We start from the raw sequence: 17,581 nt of genomic DNA, 5'->3' as shown, positions 1-17,581 counted from the left end.
TCGGGGCGAGCCGTGACTGCGGTCCATGCGTCCGAGCCTATCGAATTTCGGCCGCTACGCGCAATGACATCCGATGTAATCGCGGTGCTGACCACTTCTTCCTACTCAAGCCCCAGCGGATTCGAGATTTTCAACCGCCAGGCGCCGTCCCGGCCTTTCTGCACGACCTGAGTCGCGGTACCGGACTCGACATGCGGCTCTCCGTCGGGCGACGCCACACTCAGCGTCCAGTCCGTCAAGACTAGTGCAAGGTCTCCGCTCGACAGCACGCGGCGCACCGTGTTGCGGATGCGCGGTTTCATCGCGAGTAATTGCGCCATCGCCTCGCGTAGTTCCGCAGGGCGCTGTTCGATGAGCACGCCGTTGGTCAAGCGCATCGTCGCATCGTTGCTGAATGCGCGGAGCACACCGTCCAGATCGCCCGCGTTCATCGCCGCATCGAATGCACGCGGCACTTCGTCGGGCGTCGTGCAACCCGTGAGGCCGTCTTCCAATGCGCCGATAAAGCGGCCGATGATTCGCGCGACCTCGGCCGGCGCCTCGAGCGGCGACAGATGTCCGACGCCAGGCAGGATGGTCATCGCCGCGTGCGGCACGTACGTGAGCAGTTCCGCCTGCAAGGTATCGATGCGGTCGACCTGGTCCAGTTCTCCGCAGATCACGATGGTCGGCACGTCGATGGCCTGCACCGCAGCCGTGATGTCTTCGCGCATCGCGATCTCGGGCCACGCCGCCTTCGCCTGAGGCGCGCCCTTCATGCTGTCCGCGATGACCTGCTCGCGGCACGCGGCGTCGAGCGGTTTGGCGGTGAGCACGTGATCCATCACGAACTCCACCGATTCTCGCGACCGATAAGCGTTCGATAACGTCGTGTGCTGCGGCTCCGGGAGAAGCGTCGGCGACGGAGGCGAGGGCGCCACGAGCACGAGACCTTGCAGCCCGCTCGGCCGGCGCGATGCGATGAATTGCGCGACTTTGCCGCCCATGGAGTGCCCGACGAGCACGTAGCGCCGCAAACCGAGCGACTCGATCACGCCCTGTGCATCGTCTGCCAGATCGGCGATACGGTAGCCGTCGGCGGGCGCGTCCGACTCGCCCCAGCCGCGATGGTCGGTGGCGACTATCCGATACCGGTCGCACAGCGCGTCCGCTATCCGGTCCCATGTCCGCGACGAACCGCCGTAGTAGTGCAGGAACACGAGCGCCATGTCGCCTTTGCCGCGCTCGGTCACATGAATCCGCGTGCCGTTCGTTTCGATCTTCATGCATTCGCTCCCGTTCGTTGAATACGTGAATCGTAGGCATGCAGCGCACATTCGATAATTGCCCGTTCGGTGGCGACAGTCGATAATGCCGCGATCGAATCGGGGAGTGCCATGGACCGACTGACGAGTCTTGCTGTCTTCGTCGCCGCGGTGGAGGAGGGGAGCCTTGCTGCGTCCGCGCGTCGCTTCGGACTGTCGCCCGCGATGGCCGGCAAGCATGTCAGCGAAATCGAGACGCGGCTGAATGCGCGGCTGCTGCAACGCACGACCCGACGCCTGAGCTTGACCGATGCAGGCCACGCCTACTACGAGCGCAGCAAGCAGATTCTCGACGCATTCGATGAAGCGAACCGCGAGGTCAGCGATTCGCAAGCGACGGCGCGTGGCGTGCTGCGGGTCGCCGCGCCCGTCACCTTCGGCGCACTGCATATGGGCGAAGTCATCGCACGCTATGCGGGAGATCATCCGCAAGTGAATGTCGAAGTGGATCTCGGTGACCGGTACGTCGACCTCTTCGACGCGGGCATCGATGTGGCGATACGCATCGGTCGTCTCGATGATCCCGCACTCGTCACGCGCCGGATCGCGCCATGCCGTATGGTCGTGTGCGCATCGCCCGCCTATCTCGCGCGGCACGGCACGCCGCATCGGCCAGAGGATCTGCGAGAAGCGCCGAGGCTTGTTTTCAGCGAGGCCGTATCGGCGGGAGACTGGACCTTGTTCGACGCGAACGATCGAGCGTATGTGATCGACGGACCTTCGCGGATCTGCGCGAACAACATGCAGATGTTGCTGTCCGCCGCGCTAGCCGGCGCGGGCATCGCCTACGGTCCGAGCTTCGTGTTCGGCGGGCACGTGCGGCGTGGCGAACTCGTGGCGCTGCTGCCGGCTTACCGTGCCAACGAACTGTTGATACAGGCGGTGTATCCCGGCGCGCGGCGCATTCCGTTGAAGGTGCGGCGATTCGTGGATTACCTCGCAGATGCATTTGGCGATGAACCGCCCTGGGACGACGGTATGTGAGCGAGCGCCGTCCGCTCGGCGAAGCATGCCGCGAAGAAGTCGAGCAGCGCGCGAAGGCGTGGTGTTTTGAACCGGCGTCCTTGAAAGCAGCGCCGGCCGCAAGCGTCGCTTCACGCCATCGTGTGTCTGATCGATCCGACACGCCGGCATTGGACCGCAAGCCGTTTCCGCCCGATAATGCGAGCACCCAATCTCGCTCGCGGCCCATGCGCTCATGACGGAAATCGAATCCGCGGTGCTCGTGTTCCTCCTGCTGCTCGCCAGCACCGGCATCGGCGCGATTATCCGCCCGCTCTTGCCGGAGGAGCACAAGGCGCAGGAGACGGTGCAGCTCGTGCAACTCGTCGTCGGTATGCTCGTGACGTTCGCGGCGCTCGTGCTGGGCTTGCTCACGGCGTCGGCGAAAACCGTGTTCGATACCACCGATAACGACGTGCGTGCCTACGCCGCCGCGCTCATCGAACTCGACGACGCCATGCGCGACTACGGCGCGGACCTCGATGCCACGCGCGCCGTTTTGCGCAGCTATACGGCGGCAGCTATCGCGAGCACGTGGCCCGCGGAACCGCATCCGCCGGGCGGCTACTATCCGCAAGTGGAACCGTCGCCGCACGCGAGCGGCAAGCTGGAGAGCCGCGCGCTCGGCGAACTGCTCACGCGCGGGCAGCGTCAGGTGCGGCTGCTTCAGCCGGCCGACGCCTATCACCGCAAGCTGGCCGACGACGCAGCCACGCGCTTCAACCAGCTCATTGCACTGCGCTGGAAGCTGATCGAGGAAGCGCACGGCACCATTTCCTATCCGTTCGACCGCATTCTCGTCGGCTGGCTGCTCATCATCTTTCTGTGCTTCGGGCTGATCGCGCCGCGCAACGCGCTTTCACTCGTGACGATCATGCTCGGCGCGCTATCCATTGCTTCCGCCGTGCTCGTTATTCTCGATCTCGATACGCCGTTCACCGGACCGATCATGGTTCATAGCCAGCCGATGCGCGAGGCGCTCGCCTATCAAAGCCGCTAATGCTAATGAGTCTTTACGCCGACCCGCGCCTCGTCGCGCTCTACGACACGCTCAATCCAGCCGGTCCCGACACGGCGTTCTACGTGGCGCTCGCCGAGTCGGCGGTGCATGTGATCGACCTCGGATGCGGCACCGGGCTGCTCGCCTGCGAGCTCGCTGAACGCGGCTATCGCGTGACGGGCGTCGATCCGTCGCCGCAGATGCTGAAGGTCGCGCGCGGGCGTCCGTTCGGCGATCGCGTCACATGGATCGAAGGCGATTCGTCCGCGCTGCCGTTCGTCGGCGCGGCGGACTTGCTCGTGATGACCGGTCACGTCGCGCAAGTGTTTCTCGACGATGCATCGCTGTTAGCTGCGCTCGGCGCCGCGCGCCGCGCGCTGCGTCCCGGCGGGCGCATCGCGTTCGAGAGCCGCAATCCCGCGGCGCGGGCTTGGGAGAACTGGACGCCCGAACGCTCATTGCGACGCGTGCAAAGCGCCGATGGACGGGCCGTCGATGTGTGGCAAGAGCGGCACGCGAGCCCCGATCCGCTCGCGACCGGGCGCGTCGCGTTCACGACTCACGCGCGCTTCGACGGCGAGGCCGAAACGCTGCGCGCTGAAAGCGAACTGCGCTTCCGAAGCCGCGACGAGCTGACGCTGCTGCTGAACCGCGCGGGCTTCGCGCAGATCGACTGGTATGGGGACTGGAATCGCGCGCCAGTGAACGAGACGAGCCGCGAGTTGATCGCGGTGGCGCGCTAAAAGACGCCGAGAATGCCGCGCCGTATTGCTTCAGAACTCGACGACGACGAAATCTTCCTTGCCGACGTCGCATTCCGGGCAGCGCCAGTTAGCGGGAATATCGGCGAAACGGGTGCCCGGCGCGATGCCTTCGGCAGGCAGGCCGTCCTGCTCGTGATAGACCCAGCCGCAAATCAGGCACACCCAGCTTTTATATTCGATGACTTCGCTCACGACAGACTCTAGGGTTGAGATGGAAATTGCGAGCCGGCATCTTACCCGAAGCGCCGTCGCAAAAAGGCGCGTCCGATGCGATTGGCCGTAAGGCCGGTGTATGCTGAGTCGCCGTTGCTTTCCAGAGCGACGCTCGCTCCACCAAAAAGGAGAAGACCATGCTGACCAAGACCGTTCTAGCCGGCGCGATCACGCTCGCGGCGGCCATCGCAGGCCCCGCGCACGCGCAGTCGCGCGTGTACTTCGTCGAACCGAAGGACGGGGCCACCGTCACGAGTCCGGTTCACGTGAAATTCGGCATGGAGGGCATGACGCTCGCGCCCGCCGGCACGATGACCGAAGGCACGGGGCATCACCATCTGCTGATCGACAGCGGCCCGTTGCCGAAGGGGACCGTGATCCCGGCGAGCGACACCTCGCTGCATTACGGCAAGGCGCAGACCGAAGCCGATGTGAAACTGCCGCCCGGCGACCACACGCTGACGATGCAGTTGGGCGACGGCGCGCATCGCTCGTACGGGCCGGAGATGGCGCAGACGATCAAGGTTCACGTCAAGTAGGCGAAAGGGGCGCCGCCAGCCGCGCGCGCCTCGTCCGTTCGGCCGATGCGACCTTCGGCGCGAGGGAACATCGGTACAATGACCGCTTCCTCGGTATCGCCTTCGTTCGCATTCATCCCCATGTCGCTTTATTCCATTTCGGACGCACAACTCGCGTTCGGCCACGTCGCGTTGCTGGATCACGCCGACTTCTCGCTCGAAGCGGGCGAACGCGTCGGGCTGATCGGGCGCAACGGCGCGGGCAAGTCGTCGCTGCTCAAGATCGTCGCGGGACTCGCCGCGCCTGACGACGGCCTCGTGACGCGTCAGAGCGAACTCACGACCGTCTATGTGCCGCAGGAGCCGGAATTCGATCTGGACGCCTCCGTGTTCGATGTCGTCGCCTCCGGCCTCGTCGAAGCGCGCACGCTGCTCGACGAATACGATAGCGTCGCGCACCGGCTCGCGGACACGCCCGAAGGCGCGGAGCACGACGCGTTGCTCGCGCGCATGAACACGCTGCAATCGGCGCTGGATATGCGCGATGCCTGGAATTGGCGCACGCGCGTCGCGACGACGCTCGCGCAGATAGGGCTCGACGGCGACGCCCGCGCGGGCTCGCTTTCCGGCGGCATGCGAAAGCGCGTCGCGCTGGCGCGGGCGCTCGTGGTGCAGCCGGACGTGCTGCTGCTCGACGAGCCGACCAATCACCTCGACTTCGAAGGCATTCGCTGGCTCGAAGAACTGCTCGTCACGCTGCGCACGGGACTGCTTTTCATCACCCACGACCGCGCGTTTCTGGATCGCGTGGCCACGCGCATCGTGGAACTGGATCGCGGGCGCTTGCTGTCGTATCCGGGCAACTTCAGCGCGTATCAGATCCGAAAGGCGCAGCAGCTCGAAATCGAGCAAGTGGAACAGGCCAAGTTCGACAAGCTGCTCGCGCAGGAAGAAGTGTGGATTCGCAAGGGCGTCGAGGCGCGGCGAACGCGCAGCGTCGGGCGCATTGCGCGGCTCGTCGAAATGCGCAAGGAGCGCGCCGAGCGCCGCAACGTGCAGGGCAACGTGAGGCTCGATGTCGGGCAGGGCGAAAAGTCCGGCAAGATCGTCGCGGAACTGACGGACGTGACGAAGCGTTACGGCGCGCGCACCATCGTGGACAGCTTCACGGCCACCGTCATGCGCGGCGACAAGATCGGTCTCGTCGGGCCGAACGGCGCGGGCAAGACCACGCTGCTCAAGCTGATTCTCGGCGAACTGCAGCCCGACGAAGGCCGTGTGCGCACCGGCACCAACATCCAGACCGCGTATTTCGATCAGATGCGCGCGCAGCTCGACCTCGACAAATCGCTCGCGGACACCATCAGTCCCGGCAGCGAATGGGTCGAAGTGAACGGCGTGAAGAAGCACGTGATGAGCTATCTCGGCGACTTCCTGTTCGCGCCGGAGCGCGCGCGCTCGCCCGTGCGGTCGCTCTCGGGCGGTGAGCGCAATCGCCTGCTGCTGGCGCGCCTCTTCGCGCGTCCGGCGAACGTGCTGGTGCTCGACGAGCCGACCAACGACCTCGACATTCCCACGCTGGAACTGCTCGAAGAACTGCTCGCGGACTACGACGGCACCGTGCTGCTCGTGAGCCACGACCGCGCGTTTCTCGACAACGTCGTGACCTCTGTCTTCGCGGCGGAAGGCGGCGGCAAGTGGCGCGAGTATGTCGGCGGCTTCTCGGACTGGCAGGTTCAGCGCGAACGTTCGGACCGCATCGCGGAGGAAGCGGCGCGCCAGAGCGCGAAGGAAGCGCCGCGCGAAGAAGCGCCCAAGGAAAGCACGGCGGGCCGCAACGCGCAGCGCACCGTCAAGCTCTCGTTCAAGGAGCAGCGCGAACTGGAGGCGCTGCCCGCGCGCATCGCGGAGCTGGAAGAGGAGCAGAAGCGCATCGGCGCGCAGCTCGAAGACGGCTCAATCTTCGCCACCGACGCAAAAGAAGGCGCACGCCTGTCCGAGCGTCACGCGGCCATCGAAGAGGAATTGCTCGTCGCGCTGGAACGCTGGGAAGAGCTCGAAGCGAAGCGCGGGTAGCCTTCGTTTGGCGCCGTCGAGGTGGGCGCGGCGGGCGAAAACCGCTATTCTCCTAGCGCGGCCGGATCGGCGGACGGGCAAAGTCTCCGTCAGGCTGATCCGGTGAGGCAATCTTGAGCATTCGACAAGGCATTCGATAAAGCATTTGCCGGCATCGCGGCGTCGTGCGGTGACCATTCCCGCGCGTGGTCGCGAGCCGGACCAACGTTCAACTATGTCCACGAAAAAATCCAGTGCGGCCGAAGCAGCCAACGAACAGCGCGCCGAACGCGCGAAGCCGCGCGCCGTGAGCGCGAAGGCGGCCGGCTACAGCGAAGCATCGATCAAGGTGCTGAAAGGCCTCGAGCCGGTCAAGCAGCGGCCCGGCATGTACACGCGCACCGAGAATCCGCTGCATATCGTGCAGGAAGTCATCGACAACGCGTCGGACGAAGCCCTCGGCGGCTACGGCAAGCAGATCACCGTGACGGTGCACGCGGACAACTCCGTCTCGGTTGAAGACGACGGCCGCGGCATTCCGTTCGGCCTGCATCCCGAGGAAGGCGTGCCGGTCGTCGAGATCGTGTTCACGCGGCTGCACGCGGGCGGCAAGTTCGACAAGGCCGCGGGCGGCGCGTACACGTTCTCGGGCGGCCTGCACGGCGTCGGAGTCTCGGTGACGAACGCGCTCGCCACGCGCCTCGAAGTCACCGTCTGGCGCGACAACAAGGTCGCGCATCTGGCGTTTGCCAATGGCGACGTCATCGAGCCGCTCACGACTCGCTCGCCGGAACGCGGCGAGAAGAAGAGCGGCACGCGCGTACGCGCCTGGCCGAACGCGAAGTATTTCGATTCCCCCAATCTGCCGCTTGGCGAACTGCAGCGCCTGCTGCGCTCGAAGGCCGTGCTGCTGCCGGGCGTCGAAGTGGTGCTTGTCATCGAAAAGACGGGCGAGCGTCAGACGTGGAAGTACGAAGACGGTCTGCGCGGTTATCTGCTGGAAGGCATGGGCGGCAGCGAACTGCTGATTCCGCTTTTCGAAGGCGAGCGTTTCGCGGACAACGCGCGCACGACGGAGGACACCTTCGCGGAAGGCGAGGGCGCGTCGTGGGTCGTCGCGTGGAGTGAGGAAGGGCCGCTGCTGCGCGAATCGTACGTGAACCTGATTCCGACGCCCGCTGGCGGCACGCATGAATCCGGCTTGCGCGACGGGCTCTTTCAGGCGGTCAAGAACTTCGTGGAGATTCACAACCTGCAGCCGAAGGGCGTGAAGCTGCTGGCGGAAGACGTGTTCGCGCGCGTGTCGTTCGTGTTGTCCGCGAAGGTGCTTGACCCGCAATTCCAGGGGCAAATCAAGGAGCGTCTCAATAGCCGCGACGCCGTGAAGCTCGTGTCGTCGTTCTCGCGGCCGGCGCTGGAGTTGTGGCTCAATCAGCACGTCGAATACGGCAGGAAGCTCGCCGAACTCGTGATTCGCCAGGCGCAGGCGCGCACGCGCGCCGGGCAGAAGGTCGAAAAGCGCAAGAGCTCGGGCGTGGCCGTGCTGCCGGGCAAGCTCACAGACTGCGAATCGACCGATATCACGCGCAACGAGCTCTTTCTCGTCGAGGGCGATTCGGCGGGCGGCTCCGCGAAAATGGGCCGTGACAAGGAGTTCCAGGCCATTCTGCCGTTGCGCGGCAAGGTGCTGAACACGTGGGAAACCGAACGCGACCGGCTCTTCGCGAACAACGAAGTGCATGACATCGCGGTGGCGATCGGCGTCGATCCGCACGGTCCCGACGATCAGATCGATCTCTCTAATCTGCGCTACGGCAAGATCTGCATTCTGTCGGACGCGGACGTGGACGGCGCGCACATTCAGGTGCTGCTGCTCACGCTCTTCTTCAAGCATTTCCCGCAGTTGATCGAACGCGGTCACGTGTGCGTCGCGCGTCCGCCGCTCTTTCGCGTCGATGCGCCCGCGCGCGGCAAGAAGCCCGCACAGAAGCTCTACGCGCTCGACGAAGGCGAACTCGAAGCGATTCTCGACAAGCTGCGCAAGGACGGCGTGCGCGAAACGCAATGGAGCATCAGCCGCTTCAAGGGTCTCGGCGAAATGAGCGCCGAACAGCTCTGGGACACGACGATGAACCCCGACACGCGGCGTCTCTTGCCGGTTCGTCTGGGCGATCTCGGCTTCGATCTCACCGTCTCGCGCATGACCATGCTGATGGGCAAGGGCGAAGCGGCGTCGCGCCGAAGCTGGCTCGAAGAGAAGGGCAACGAAGTGGAAGCGGACATCTGATGCCGGCTTCGGAAAACGCATAACGGATATTCGATGGGAATCACTGACGATCTTTTCGCCGAACAGCAAGCGGCGCCCGACGGAGAACACCTGACGCTCGGCGATTACGCCGAACGCGCGTATCTCGACTACGCGGTAAGCGTGGTCAAGGGCCGCGCGCTGCCCGACGTATCGGACGGGCAAAAGCCCGTGCAGCGCCGAATTCTCTACGCGATGAACGAGATGGGTCTCGCGAGCACCGCGAAGCCCGTGAAGTCGGCGCGCGTCGTGGGCGACGTGCTCGGCAAGTATCACCCGCACGGCGACCAGTCCGCGTACGACGCGCTCGTTCGTCTCGCGCAGGACTTTTCGATGCGCTATCCGCTCATCGACGGTCAGGGCAATTTCGGCTCGCGCGACGGCGACGGCGCCGCGGCCATGCGGTACACCGAAGCGCGCCTCACGCCGATCGCGCGCTTGCTGCTCGATGAAATCGACCAGGGCACGGTCGACTTCATGCCGAACTACGACGGCTCGTTCGAAGAGCCGAAGCTCTTGCCCGCGCGGCTGCCGTTCTTGCTGCTGAACGGCGCATCGGGCATCGCGGTCGGACTCGCAACGGAAGTGCCGTCGCACAATCTGCGCGAAGTCGCGCAAGCCGCCGTCGCGATGATTCGCGATCCGAAGCTCGATCACGCGGGCGTGATGGAAAAGCTGAACGGGCCAGACTTTCCGGGCGGCGGACAGATTATCTCGTCGCAAGCGGAAATCTCGGCGGCGTACGAAACCGGGCGCGGCAGTCTGAAGGTGCGCGCGCGCTGGAAGATCGAAGACCTCGCGCGCGGCCAGTGGCAGCTCGTCATCAACGAATTGCCGCCGAACACGTCGGGCCAGAAGGTGCTCGAAGAGATCGAGGAGCTCACGAACCCGAAGATCAAGCTCGGCAAGAAGACGCTGACGCCGGATCAGTTGCAGACCAAGCAAACGCTGCTGGCGCTGCTCGACACCGTGCGCGACGAGTCCGGCAAGGACGCGCCCGTGCGCCTCGTGTTCGAGCCGAAGTCGAGCCGCATCGACCAGACGGAGTTCGTCAACACGCTGCTCGCGCATACGAGCCTCGAATCGAACGCCGCGATCAACCTCGTGATGATCGGCGCGGACGGCCGGCCGAGGCAGAAGGGCATCGTCGAAATCCTGCACGAGTGGGTCGGCTTCCGGTTCGTCACCGTCACGCGCCGCACGCAGCATCGCCTGGGCAAGGTGAACGACCGCATCCATATTCTCGAAGGGCGGATGATCGTCTTCCTGAATATCGACGAAGTCATTCGCATCATCCGCGAGGCGGAGGAGCCGAAGCAGGCGCTGATCGCGCGCTTCAAGCTTTCCGACCGTCAGGCCGAGGACATTCTCGAGATTCGTCTCCGGCAACTCGCGCGGCTCGAAGCGATCAAGATCGAGCAGGAACTCTCCGACTTGCGCGACGAGAAGAAAAAGCTCGAAGAACTGCTGAACAGCGACGCCGCGATGAAGCGCCTGCTCATCAAGGAAATCGAAGCGGACGCGAAGCAGTATGGCGACGACCGCCGCACGCTGATTCAGCAGGAAAAGCGCGCGACGTTCGAAGTGCGCGTCGTCGACGAGCCGGTGACGGTCGTCGTCTCGCAGAAGGGCTGGGTGCGCGCGCTGAAGGGCCACGGGCTCGATCCGGCCGGCTTCACGTTCAAGGCCGGCGACTCGCTGTACGCCGTGTTCCAGGCGCGCACGCCGGACACGCTCATCGCGTGGGGCAGCAACGGCCGCGTGTACTCGGTGGCGGTGGCCGCGCTGCCGGGCGGGCGCGGCGACGGCGTGCCGGTCACGTCGCTGATCGAACTGGAATCGGGCACGCATCTGCTGCATTACTTCGCGGCGTCGGCGGAGCAGCCGTTGCTGCTCGCGTCGAGCAACGGCTTCGGCTTCATCGCGAAGCTGGGCGACATGGTGAGCCGCAACAAGGCGGGCAAGTCGTTCATGACCATCGACGAAGGCGCGGCGCCGCTCGCGCCGATGCCGGTGTTGCCGGGGGCGCTCTACGTCGCGTGTCTGTCGAATACGGGCCGCCTGCTCGTCTTCGGCATGGACGAGATGAAGACGCTCTCGGGCGGCGGACGCGGCGTCACGCTGATGACGCTCGATCCCAACGAAACGCTGCGTCAGGCGCTCGCCATCGACGCGCGCGGCGTCGTGCTGACCGGCGCGGGACGCGGCGGCAAGATTCGCGACGAGAAGCTCTCGGGCGCGCAACTGCAAGCGCATCTCGGCAAGCGGGCAAGGAAAGGCCGCACGCCGGATACCTCGCTGAAGGTCAGCGAAATGCGGCCGGTGTTCGAAGGCTGACTTCGCGTCAGAGCGTAGACAAGCGCCTCGCTGCTATCCCACAGCGAGGCGTTTTCTTTTTGGCTTCACGCCCGACGTTCCGGAACTGACGCGCCGCGCTTCAGTCGAACGGCCAATTTCACTTGCCTTCTGCCCCCGACACCCATGACGAAAGCCATCGAAGCCGCGCTCTTCCTTCACTTGCTCGGCGTGGCCGTGTGGATAGGCGGAATGGTGTTCGCGCATTTCTGCCTGCGCCCCGCGCTCGGCGACCTCGCGCCGCAATTGCGCCTGCCGCTGTGGGAAGCCGTGTTCGCGCGCTTCTTCAACTGGGTCGCGGGCGCCGTGCTCGTGATTCTGCTGACGGGCGGCTTCCTGCTCACGCAATACGGCGGCGCGCACGCCGCTTGGCCGCTTCACGCAATGGCCGGCTTGGGCATCGTGATGATGCTGATCTTCGGGCATATTCGCTTTGCCGTGTTCCCGCGCATCCGCCGTGCGGTGCAGGCGCAGAACTGGCCGGATGGCGCGCGGGCGGTCGGCACGGTCCGAAGGCTCGTCGTCGTCAATCTCGTGCTGGGCATCGTGACGATCGGCACCGCCGTGCTGTCGCGCGGCATCTGAGCGCGGCATCCAAGCCCGGCAACGAATCAACTGCCGCGTTCGTCGCTCAGCGCGGTGTTCGACGGCTCGTGACCCAGCGCGCCGACCCCGGGCGCGCCGCGTGTTACCGCCCAGCCGCATACGCCGAAGCGGTCCAGAAGAGCCTGCACGCCATCGGCGGGAACGGGCCGCGAGAACAGGAAGCCTTGCGCTTCCACCGGACCGAGCGCCGCGAGCCAGGCGATCTGTTCCTCGCGCTCCGTGCCTTCGACCACCACGGTCAGCCCGAGCGAGCGCGCGAGGTTGATGATCGCGGAGACCATCACGCAGACGCTGCGGTCTTCGGGAATCGCCTGAATGAACGAGCGGTCCACCTTGAGCGTATCCACCGAAAAGCGGTTCAGATACGAAAGCGACGAATAGCCGGTGCCGAAGTCATCGAGCGCGATGCGCACGCCCAGGCGCTTGAGCGCCACGATTTTCTCCTGCACGAGTTCCGGATATTCGACCATCACGGTCTCGGTGATTTCGAGTTCGAGCTTGGCGGGCGGAATACCGGACGATTCGATCGCGCGCGCGACGGTCTCCAGCAAGTCGCCGCGCCAGAACTGCACGGCCGAGATATTGACCGCGAGCGACAGACCCGTGTAGCCGTCGCGCTGCCACTGCGCGAGCTGCGCGCAGGCGGTATGAATCACGAAGTCGCCGACCGCGACGATCAGGCCCGTCGATTCCGCCACCGGAATGAACTCGTTGGCGGGAATGAGCCCATGCTGCGGATGATTCCATCGCACGAGCGCCTCGAACCCGGTGATGCAGCGGCGCGCCAGATCGATCTTCGGCTGGTACACGAGAAAGAGCTGCCGCTCGGTCAGCGCGATGCGTAGCTGCTGCTCCCACTTCATCAGATGGTCCGCGCGGTGCGACAACTGCGGCGAATAGAACTGGTAGCAGTTCTTGCCTGCGTCCTTGGCGCTGTACATCGCGAGATCGGCCTTCTTCAGCAAGTCGATTTCGCTTTCGTTCGACACCGAATACAGCGCAATGCCGATGCTCGCGTGCAGCACGAACGCGCTGCCGCGCACGTCGAAGGGCGTGGCGAACATGGTCACGATGTCGTTGGCGAGCGTGACCGCGCGCTTCTCCACGTCCTCGCCCTTGACGATCACGACGAACTCGTCGCCGCCGATGCGCGCGAGCGTCCCGCTATGGCCCACCGTTTCCGCGAGCCGCGACGCAGTCATTTGCAGCACGATATCGCCCGCGTTGTGGCCGAGCGTGTCGTTCACCGTCTTGAAGTTGTCGAGATCGATGAAGAGGAGCGCGAGCCGCCCGATGTTGTCCGTCTGCGCGACGTCGGCCCGCAGTGCGCGCAGCGTCGAATAGCGGTTACGCAAGCCGGTGAGCAGGTCGTATTCGACCAGATGCGTCATCTCGCGCTCGCGTCCGAGCAGCTTGCCGATCAGCCCCGTTGCGACCGCGAAGAAGCCGAGCATCGCGAACGAAATGAAGCCCGCCATCAGCTGATAGACGTTGCGCGTGTGGTCGTAGTCGGTGAACTCCTCGCGCTCCGAGAGACCGACGAGCACGCCGAGCGGATAACCGTCGATATGGCGGTACGAGACGATGCGCTTCACGCGGTCGATGGGGTCGACATAGATGCCCGACGCGTGCTCGGACGTCGGATAGACGCCGCTCGCGCTGAAGGCTGGACGCGCGGGCACGGACGGTTTGGGTGCGCCGAGCGCCGGCCCCGCGTTGCCGGCCGGGTTCTCCGCGAGCGCGATGCCCGTGCTGCGCGCAAGCACCGAGCCGTTGTCCGACACCACGGCGATGACGCCTTCGCGCCCGATGGACGCGACGTTATTGAAGTCGCTCGTGAAGTAGGCCGGGTCTTCCGAGACGACCACCACGCCCGCGAACGAGCCGTCCGGATGATTGAGCCGTCGCGTGATCTGCAACGTCCACAGGTTCGAGACGCGTCCGCGCACCGGGCGGCTGATATAGAGCAGATCGTCGTTGGAACGCAGGTGCACTTTGAAGTGCTCGCGGTCCGACAGGTCGATCGGCTTCGGACGCGGGTCCGACGTATTGGCGATCAGGATGCCGTCTGCGTCGATCAGCGAAACCTGAACGAGCGTGTCGCTCTGCACCACGCCTTTTTCGACCGTCGCGATCAGATTGAAATGCTCGGGCGCTTTCTCGTACTCGTATTTGACGAAGCGCGTGATCTGATCGACCTGATGAATCGCCTTGATCGTGTGCTGTTCCAGCGCGGAAGAGAGAATCGCGGCAGAGGCCATCGATTCATGGGTGGTCGCTTCGTGTTCCACCGAAAGCCGCGCGTAAATCACCGCCCACAGCAGCACGAGCAGCAGGCTGCCCAGCACCGGAATCGCCAGCAGCGCGCGCCGACGCCGCGCTGACGGCGCGTTAAGGCGCGAATCGCCCGCCGCGTGGGAGCGCGCACGCTTCATGGAGCGCCCAGCGCGGCGATGCCGCGAAGCGCGTGCCAGCTAAAGAAGCGCGCGTGGTGGAAGTGGCGATGCATGTGTCGAGAGGTTCGGCCAAAGGGCGTTCAATATACCGCTAGTCGAGCGTTGGCCGTCTGGGGCAACCGTTTGCGCGGTGACGAAGCTGGCGGGCGAGCGAGATGCAAACCGTGCCGCGCGACGCCGCAGGGTGCGGGAACGGATGCCGCGCCTTTGTTCCGTTCCCGTTTGTTCGGATAGTACTGAAGACGCGGCGATTAAGAAAGCGAAAGCATGGCCGCTCGGGGTTTACGGCTAGCCGCGCGCAGGTCATTGTTTCAAAAGCGGATTGTGCCGTCGATGACTGTCACGGAGTCGCCACCGATCCAGACCGGTGAGCCGTCGGCGCGGTCGTCGTAGGTGACGAACACGCGTCCGTCGCGATCGAGCGCCGTGCCCTGGCGCACCGTGTACGCGTCGCCGGGGCGCTTGCCTTGGGCCGTGAGCAAGGCGGCGAGCGCCGCGTTCGCACTGCCCGTCACCGGATCTTCGACGTTCTCCGCGCCGAGCAGCAGCGCGCGCAATTCGAACGTCGCCGGCACGCCGTTTTCGTGCGGACCGTACACCACCAGTCCGTGGGTGCCGACTTCGCCGACGAGCGCCGTCAGCGCCTGCCGCGCTCCGCCGAGAAGCGCCATCGCGAGGCACTGCGCTGCATCGCGCAAACGTACGATCAGCCACGGCGCACCGTTGTCCACGGCGCACGGCGGGGCGCTGAAATCGATCTCCACAGGCGCGAGCGCGGCGGCGAGACGGTCGCGCTGCGCATCGTCGAGCGGGACGATGCGCGCGGGCGGCGCGGCGAATGCCCAGCGTTCGTCATCGCGCTGGCGCAGCGTCACGAGCCCCACGCCGCATTCCTGCACGAGCGTCCCCGGTTCTTTCGGCACGTAGCCGCTCGCCCGCAGCGCGTGCGCCGTGCCGAGCGTCGGGTGGCCGGCGAACGGAAGCTCGGTCGCCGTGGTGAAGATGCGCACGCGATAGTCGGCGCGCGGATCGGTCGGCCGCAAGAGGAACGCGGTCTCCGAGAGATTCGTCCAGCGCGCGATGGCCTGCATGCGCTCGGTGGAAAGATCGTCGGCGTCGAAGATCACCGCGAGCGGATTGCCTTCGAACGCGACGGACGTGAAAACATCGACCTGACTGAAGCGCACGGTGCGGGCGGACATGGTTGGAAAGTGAAAGGGTGACAAAAAAACCCGGCACGCTCGCGCGGCCGGGTTTGCGGAACTGCGCAACAACGGTCGCGATCAGCCGACTTCGGCGATCAGCTCGATTTCGACGCACGCGCCGAGCGGAATCTGCGCGACGCCGAAGGCCGAGCGCGCGTGCTTGCCCGCATCGCCGAAGACGTCCGCGATGAGTTCCGACGCGCCGTTGGTCACGATGTGCTGTTCGGTGAAATCGAAGGTCGAGTTCACGAGGCTCATCACCTTGACGATGCGCTTCACGCGGGTCAGATCGCCCGTGTGCGCGTGCAGCGTCGCGATGAGGTCGATGGCGACATTGCGCGCGGCGGCCTTGCCTTCTTCTGTCGTGAGCGTGTCGCCGAGCTTGCCGACGTAGGGCTTGCCGTCCTTCTTCGCGATATGGCCCGACAGATACACGGTGTTGCCGCTTTGCGCGCTCATCACGTAGGCGGCGGCCGGCGCGCCCGCGCTGGGCAGGTCGATGCCGAGTTCCTTCAGCTTGTCGTACACGTTGGATGCCATCGTTGCTCCTGTGAAAGAGTGGTGGGCGCGCCGCGCCCGGTCAGATGCGGTCAGAGGCTCGCGCGAATCAACGCGCCGAGCTTCGCGACGCCTTCGTCGATCGTCGCGGGCGGAACCGTGACGAACGAAAGGCGCATCGTATTGTGCTCGGCCTCATTCGCGAAGAACGGGCCGCCCGGCACGAAGGCCACATTCTGCGCGATGGACTGCTCCAGCAGCTTCATCGAATCGATATGCTTCGGCAGCTTCACCCACACGAACATGCCGCCTTCAGGCCGGTTCCATTCGACGCCCGCGGGCATGTGGCGTTCCAGCGCGGCGAGCATCGCAGCGCACTGATCGCGATACAGCGCGCGGATGGTCGGCACGTGCGTATCGAGAAAGCCGTTCTTCACCACTTCATACACGATGCGCTGCGTGAGGCTCGGCGTGTGCAGGTCGGTGGCCTGCTTTGATTGCACGAGCTTGAAGTGCAATTCCTCGGGCGCGATGATGTAGCCCACGCGCAGGCCCGGCGCGAGCACCTTCGAGAACGAACCGAGATGCACGATGTGATCGGGCGCCATCGAGAGCAGTGTCGGCAACGGCGCGCCGGCGTAGTCGAGCGCGCCGTACGGATCGTCTTCGATCACGGGGAACGCGGCTTTCTGCGCGAACGCCGCGAGCGCGCGGCGGCGTTCGAGCGGCAGGCGGCGGCCGGTCGGATTCTGGAAGTTCGGCTGCGCGTAGAGAAGGCGCGCATTCGCGACGAGCGCGGCATCGAGTCCTTCGGGAATCAGGCCGGACTCGTCCGTCGGCACCTGAACGTAGTTCGGCTCGAACAGCGAGAACGACTGCAGCGCGCCGAGATACGTCGGCGTTTCGACGAGCACGCGGCTGCCCGGATCGATCAGCACCTTGCCGAGCAGATCGAGCGCCTGTTGCGAGCCGGTCGTGATCAGCACCTGCGTCGGGCGGATGGTGACGCCGTTCACCGAATAGCGCGCGGCCACCCATTCGCGCAGCGGCATGAAGCCTTCGGTCGCGCTGTACTGCAACGCTGCCGACGGTTGATCGCGCAGGATGCGCTCGGACGCTTCGCGCATCTCTTCGACCGGAAACGTGGCCGGCGAGGGCAGTCCGCCCGCAAACGAAATGACTTCGGGCCGCTCCGTCACCTTCAGGATTTCGCGAATCGCCGAGCTGGTGAGCTTGCGGGCGCGTTCGGAGAGTTGCCACGGCGTGGCGCGGAGATCGGCTTGATTCATGAAATGTCTCG

The 17,581-nt window shown here is 65.2% G+C and carries 14 protein-coding genes; 8 read left to right on the top strand and 6 right to left on the bottom strand.

Going from position 1 to position 17,581, the window contains the following annotated elements; translation table 11 throughout:
• Nucleotides 1-101 precede the first annotated feature (101 nt).
• Nucleotides 102-1,265, bottom strand: coding sequence for an alpha/beta fold hydrolase (locus tag P9239_RS13885; protein ID WP_309751749.1), 1,164 nt, complete (start codon nucleotides 1,263-1,265; stop codon nucleotides 102-104).
• Between the two features lie 111 nt (nucleotides 1,266-1,376).
• Here P9239_RS13885 and P9239_RS13880 point away from each other — a divergent pair, with 111 nt between their 5' ends.
• The 3 genes from P9239_RS13880 (at nucleotide 1,377) to P9239_RS13870 (ending at nucleotide 4,049) form a co-directional block, all read left to right on the top strand.
• Nucleotides 1,377-2,288, top strand: a complete 912-nt coding sequence (locus tag P9239_RS13880; RefSeq protein WP_309751747.1) for a LysR family transcriptional regulator — start codon at nucleotides 1,377-1,379, stop codon at nucleotides 2,286-2,288.
• A 214-nt stretch (nucleotides 2,289-2,502) separates the two neighbouring features.
• Nucleotides 2,503-3,306 carry a hypothetical protein gene (locus P9239_RS13875; RefSeq protein ID WP_309751745.1) on the top strand — a complete coding sequence of 268 codons (804 nt, stop codon included), beginning with the start codon at nucleotides 2,503-2,505 and terminating at the stop codon, nucleotides 3,304-3,306.
• A 5-nt stretch (nucleotides 3,307-3,311) separates the two neighbouring features.
• Nucleotides 3,312-4,049, top strand: coding sequence for a class I SAM-dependent methyltransferase (locus P9239_RS13870; RefSeq protein WP_309751743.1), 738 nt, complete (start codon nucleotides 3,312-3,314; stop codon nucleotides 4,047-4,049).
• Nucleotides 4,050-4,079: 30 nt separating this feature from the next.
• On the opposite strand, the gene P9239_RS13865 is transcribed toward P9239_RS13870, so the two are convergent.
• A complete protein-coding gene (locus P9239_RS13865) occupies nucleotides 4,080-4,262 on the bottom strand; it encodes a rubredoxin (RefSeq protein ID WP_309751741.1) in 183 nt (60 codons plus the stop codon).
• Nucleotides 4,263-4,420: 158 nt separating this feature from the next.
• Between P9239_RS13865 and P9239_RS13860 the strand changes: the two genes are divergently transcribed.
• The 5 genes from P9239_RS13860 to P9239_RS13840 all read left to right on the top strand — a co-directional run bounded on the left by P9239_RS13860 (nucleotide 4,421) and on the right by P9239_RS13840 (nucleotide 12,101).
• On the top strand, nucleotides 4,421-4,822 hold the full coding sequence (locus P9239_RS13860) for a DUF4399 domain-containing protein (RefSeq protein WP_309751739.1): 402 nt from the start codon (nucleotides 4,421-4,423) through the stop codon (nucleotides 4,820-4,822).
• A gap of 120 nt (nucleotides 4,823-4,942) precedes the next feature.
• Nucleotides 4,943-6,877 (top strand): ATP-binding cassette domain-containing protein, encoded by a 1,935-nt coding sequence (locus P9239_RS13855; RefSeq protein WP_309754046.1) that lies wholly within the window; start codon nucleotides 4,943-4,945, stop codon nucleotides 6,875-6,877.
• A gap of 286 nt (nucleotides 6,878-7,163) precedes the next feature.
• Nucleotides 7,164-9,143: a DNA topoisomerase IV subunit B gene (locus tag P9239_RS13850; RefSeq protein WP_309754045.1), complete on the top strand. Its 1,980-nt coding sequence runs from the start codon at nucleotides 7,164-7,166 to the stop codon at nucleotides 9,141-9,143.
• A gap of 33 nt (nucleotides 9,144-9,176) precedes the next feature.
• On the top strand, nucleotides 9,177-11,498 hold the full coding sequence (parC, locus tag P9239_RS13845) for a DNA topoisomerase IV subunit A (protein ID WP_309751737.1): 2,322 nt from the start codon (nucleotides 9,177-9,179) through the stop codon (nucleotides 11,496-11,498).
• Between the two features lie 144 nt (nucleotides 11,499-11,642).
• Entirely contained in the window at nucleotides 11,643-12,101 is a 459-nt protein-coding gene (locus tag P9239_RS13840) for a CopD family protein (protein ID WP_309751735.1), read from the top strand.
• Nucleotides 12,102-12,127: 26 nt separating this feature from the next.
• Here P9239_RS13840 and P9239_RS13835 read toward each other — a convergent pair whose 3' ends face one another.
• The 4 genes from P9239_RS13835 to P9239_RS13820 all read right to left on the bottom strand — a co-directional run bounded on the left by P9239_RS13835 (nucleotide 12,128) and on the right by P9239_RS13820 (nucleotide 17,570).
• Complete coding sequence (locus P9239_RS13835; protein WP_309751733.1) at nucleotides 12,128-14,557, bottom strand: EAL domain-containing protein; 2,430 nt, start codon at nucleotides 14,555-14,557, stop codon at nucleotides 12,128-12,130.
• Between the two features lie 332 nt (nucleotides 14,558-14,889).
• Nucleotides 14,890-15,780, bottom strand: coding sequence for a PhzF family phenazine biosynthesis protein (locus P9239_RS13830; RefSeq protein ID WP_309751731.1), 891 nt, complete (start codon nucleotides 15,778-15,780; stop codon nucleotides 14,890-14,892).
• Between the two features lie 81 nt (nucleotides 15,781-15,861).
• The gene (locus P9239_RS13825; protein WP_309751729.1) at nucleotides 15,862-16,323 is read right to left on the bottom strand and encodes a RidA family protein; all 462 of its coding nucleotides are present in this window, start codon (nucleotides 16,321-16,323) and stop codon (nucleotides 15,862-15,864) included.
• A gap of 50 nt (nucleotides 16,324-16,373) precedes the next feature.
• Nucleotides 16,374-17,570 carry a PLP-dependent aminotransferase family protein gene (locus P9239_RS13820; RefSeq protein WP_309751727.1) on the bottom strand — a complete coding sequence of 399 codons (1,197 nt, stop codon included), beginning with the start codon at nucleotides 17,568-17,570 and terminating at the stop codon, nucleotides 16,374-16,376.
• Between the last annotated feature and the right edge of the window lie 11 nt (nucleotides 17,571-17,581).

The sequence above is a fragment of the Caballeronia sp. LZ062 genome, assembly GCF_031450785.1.
GTDB lineage: Bacteria > Pseudomonadota > Gammaproteobacteria > Burkholderiales > Burkholderiaceae > Caballeronia.
The sequence above is the reverse complement of the archived record's forward strand: the minus strand, read 5'-3'. Positions and strand labels throughout refer to the sequence as shown.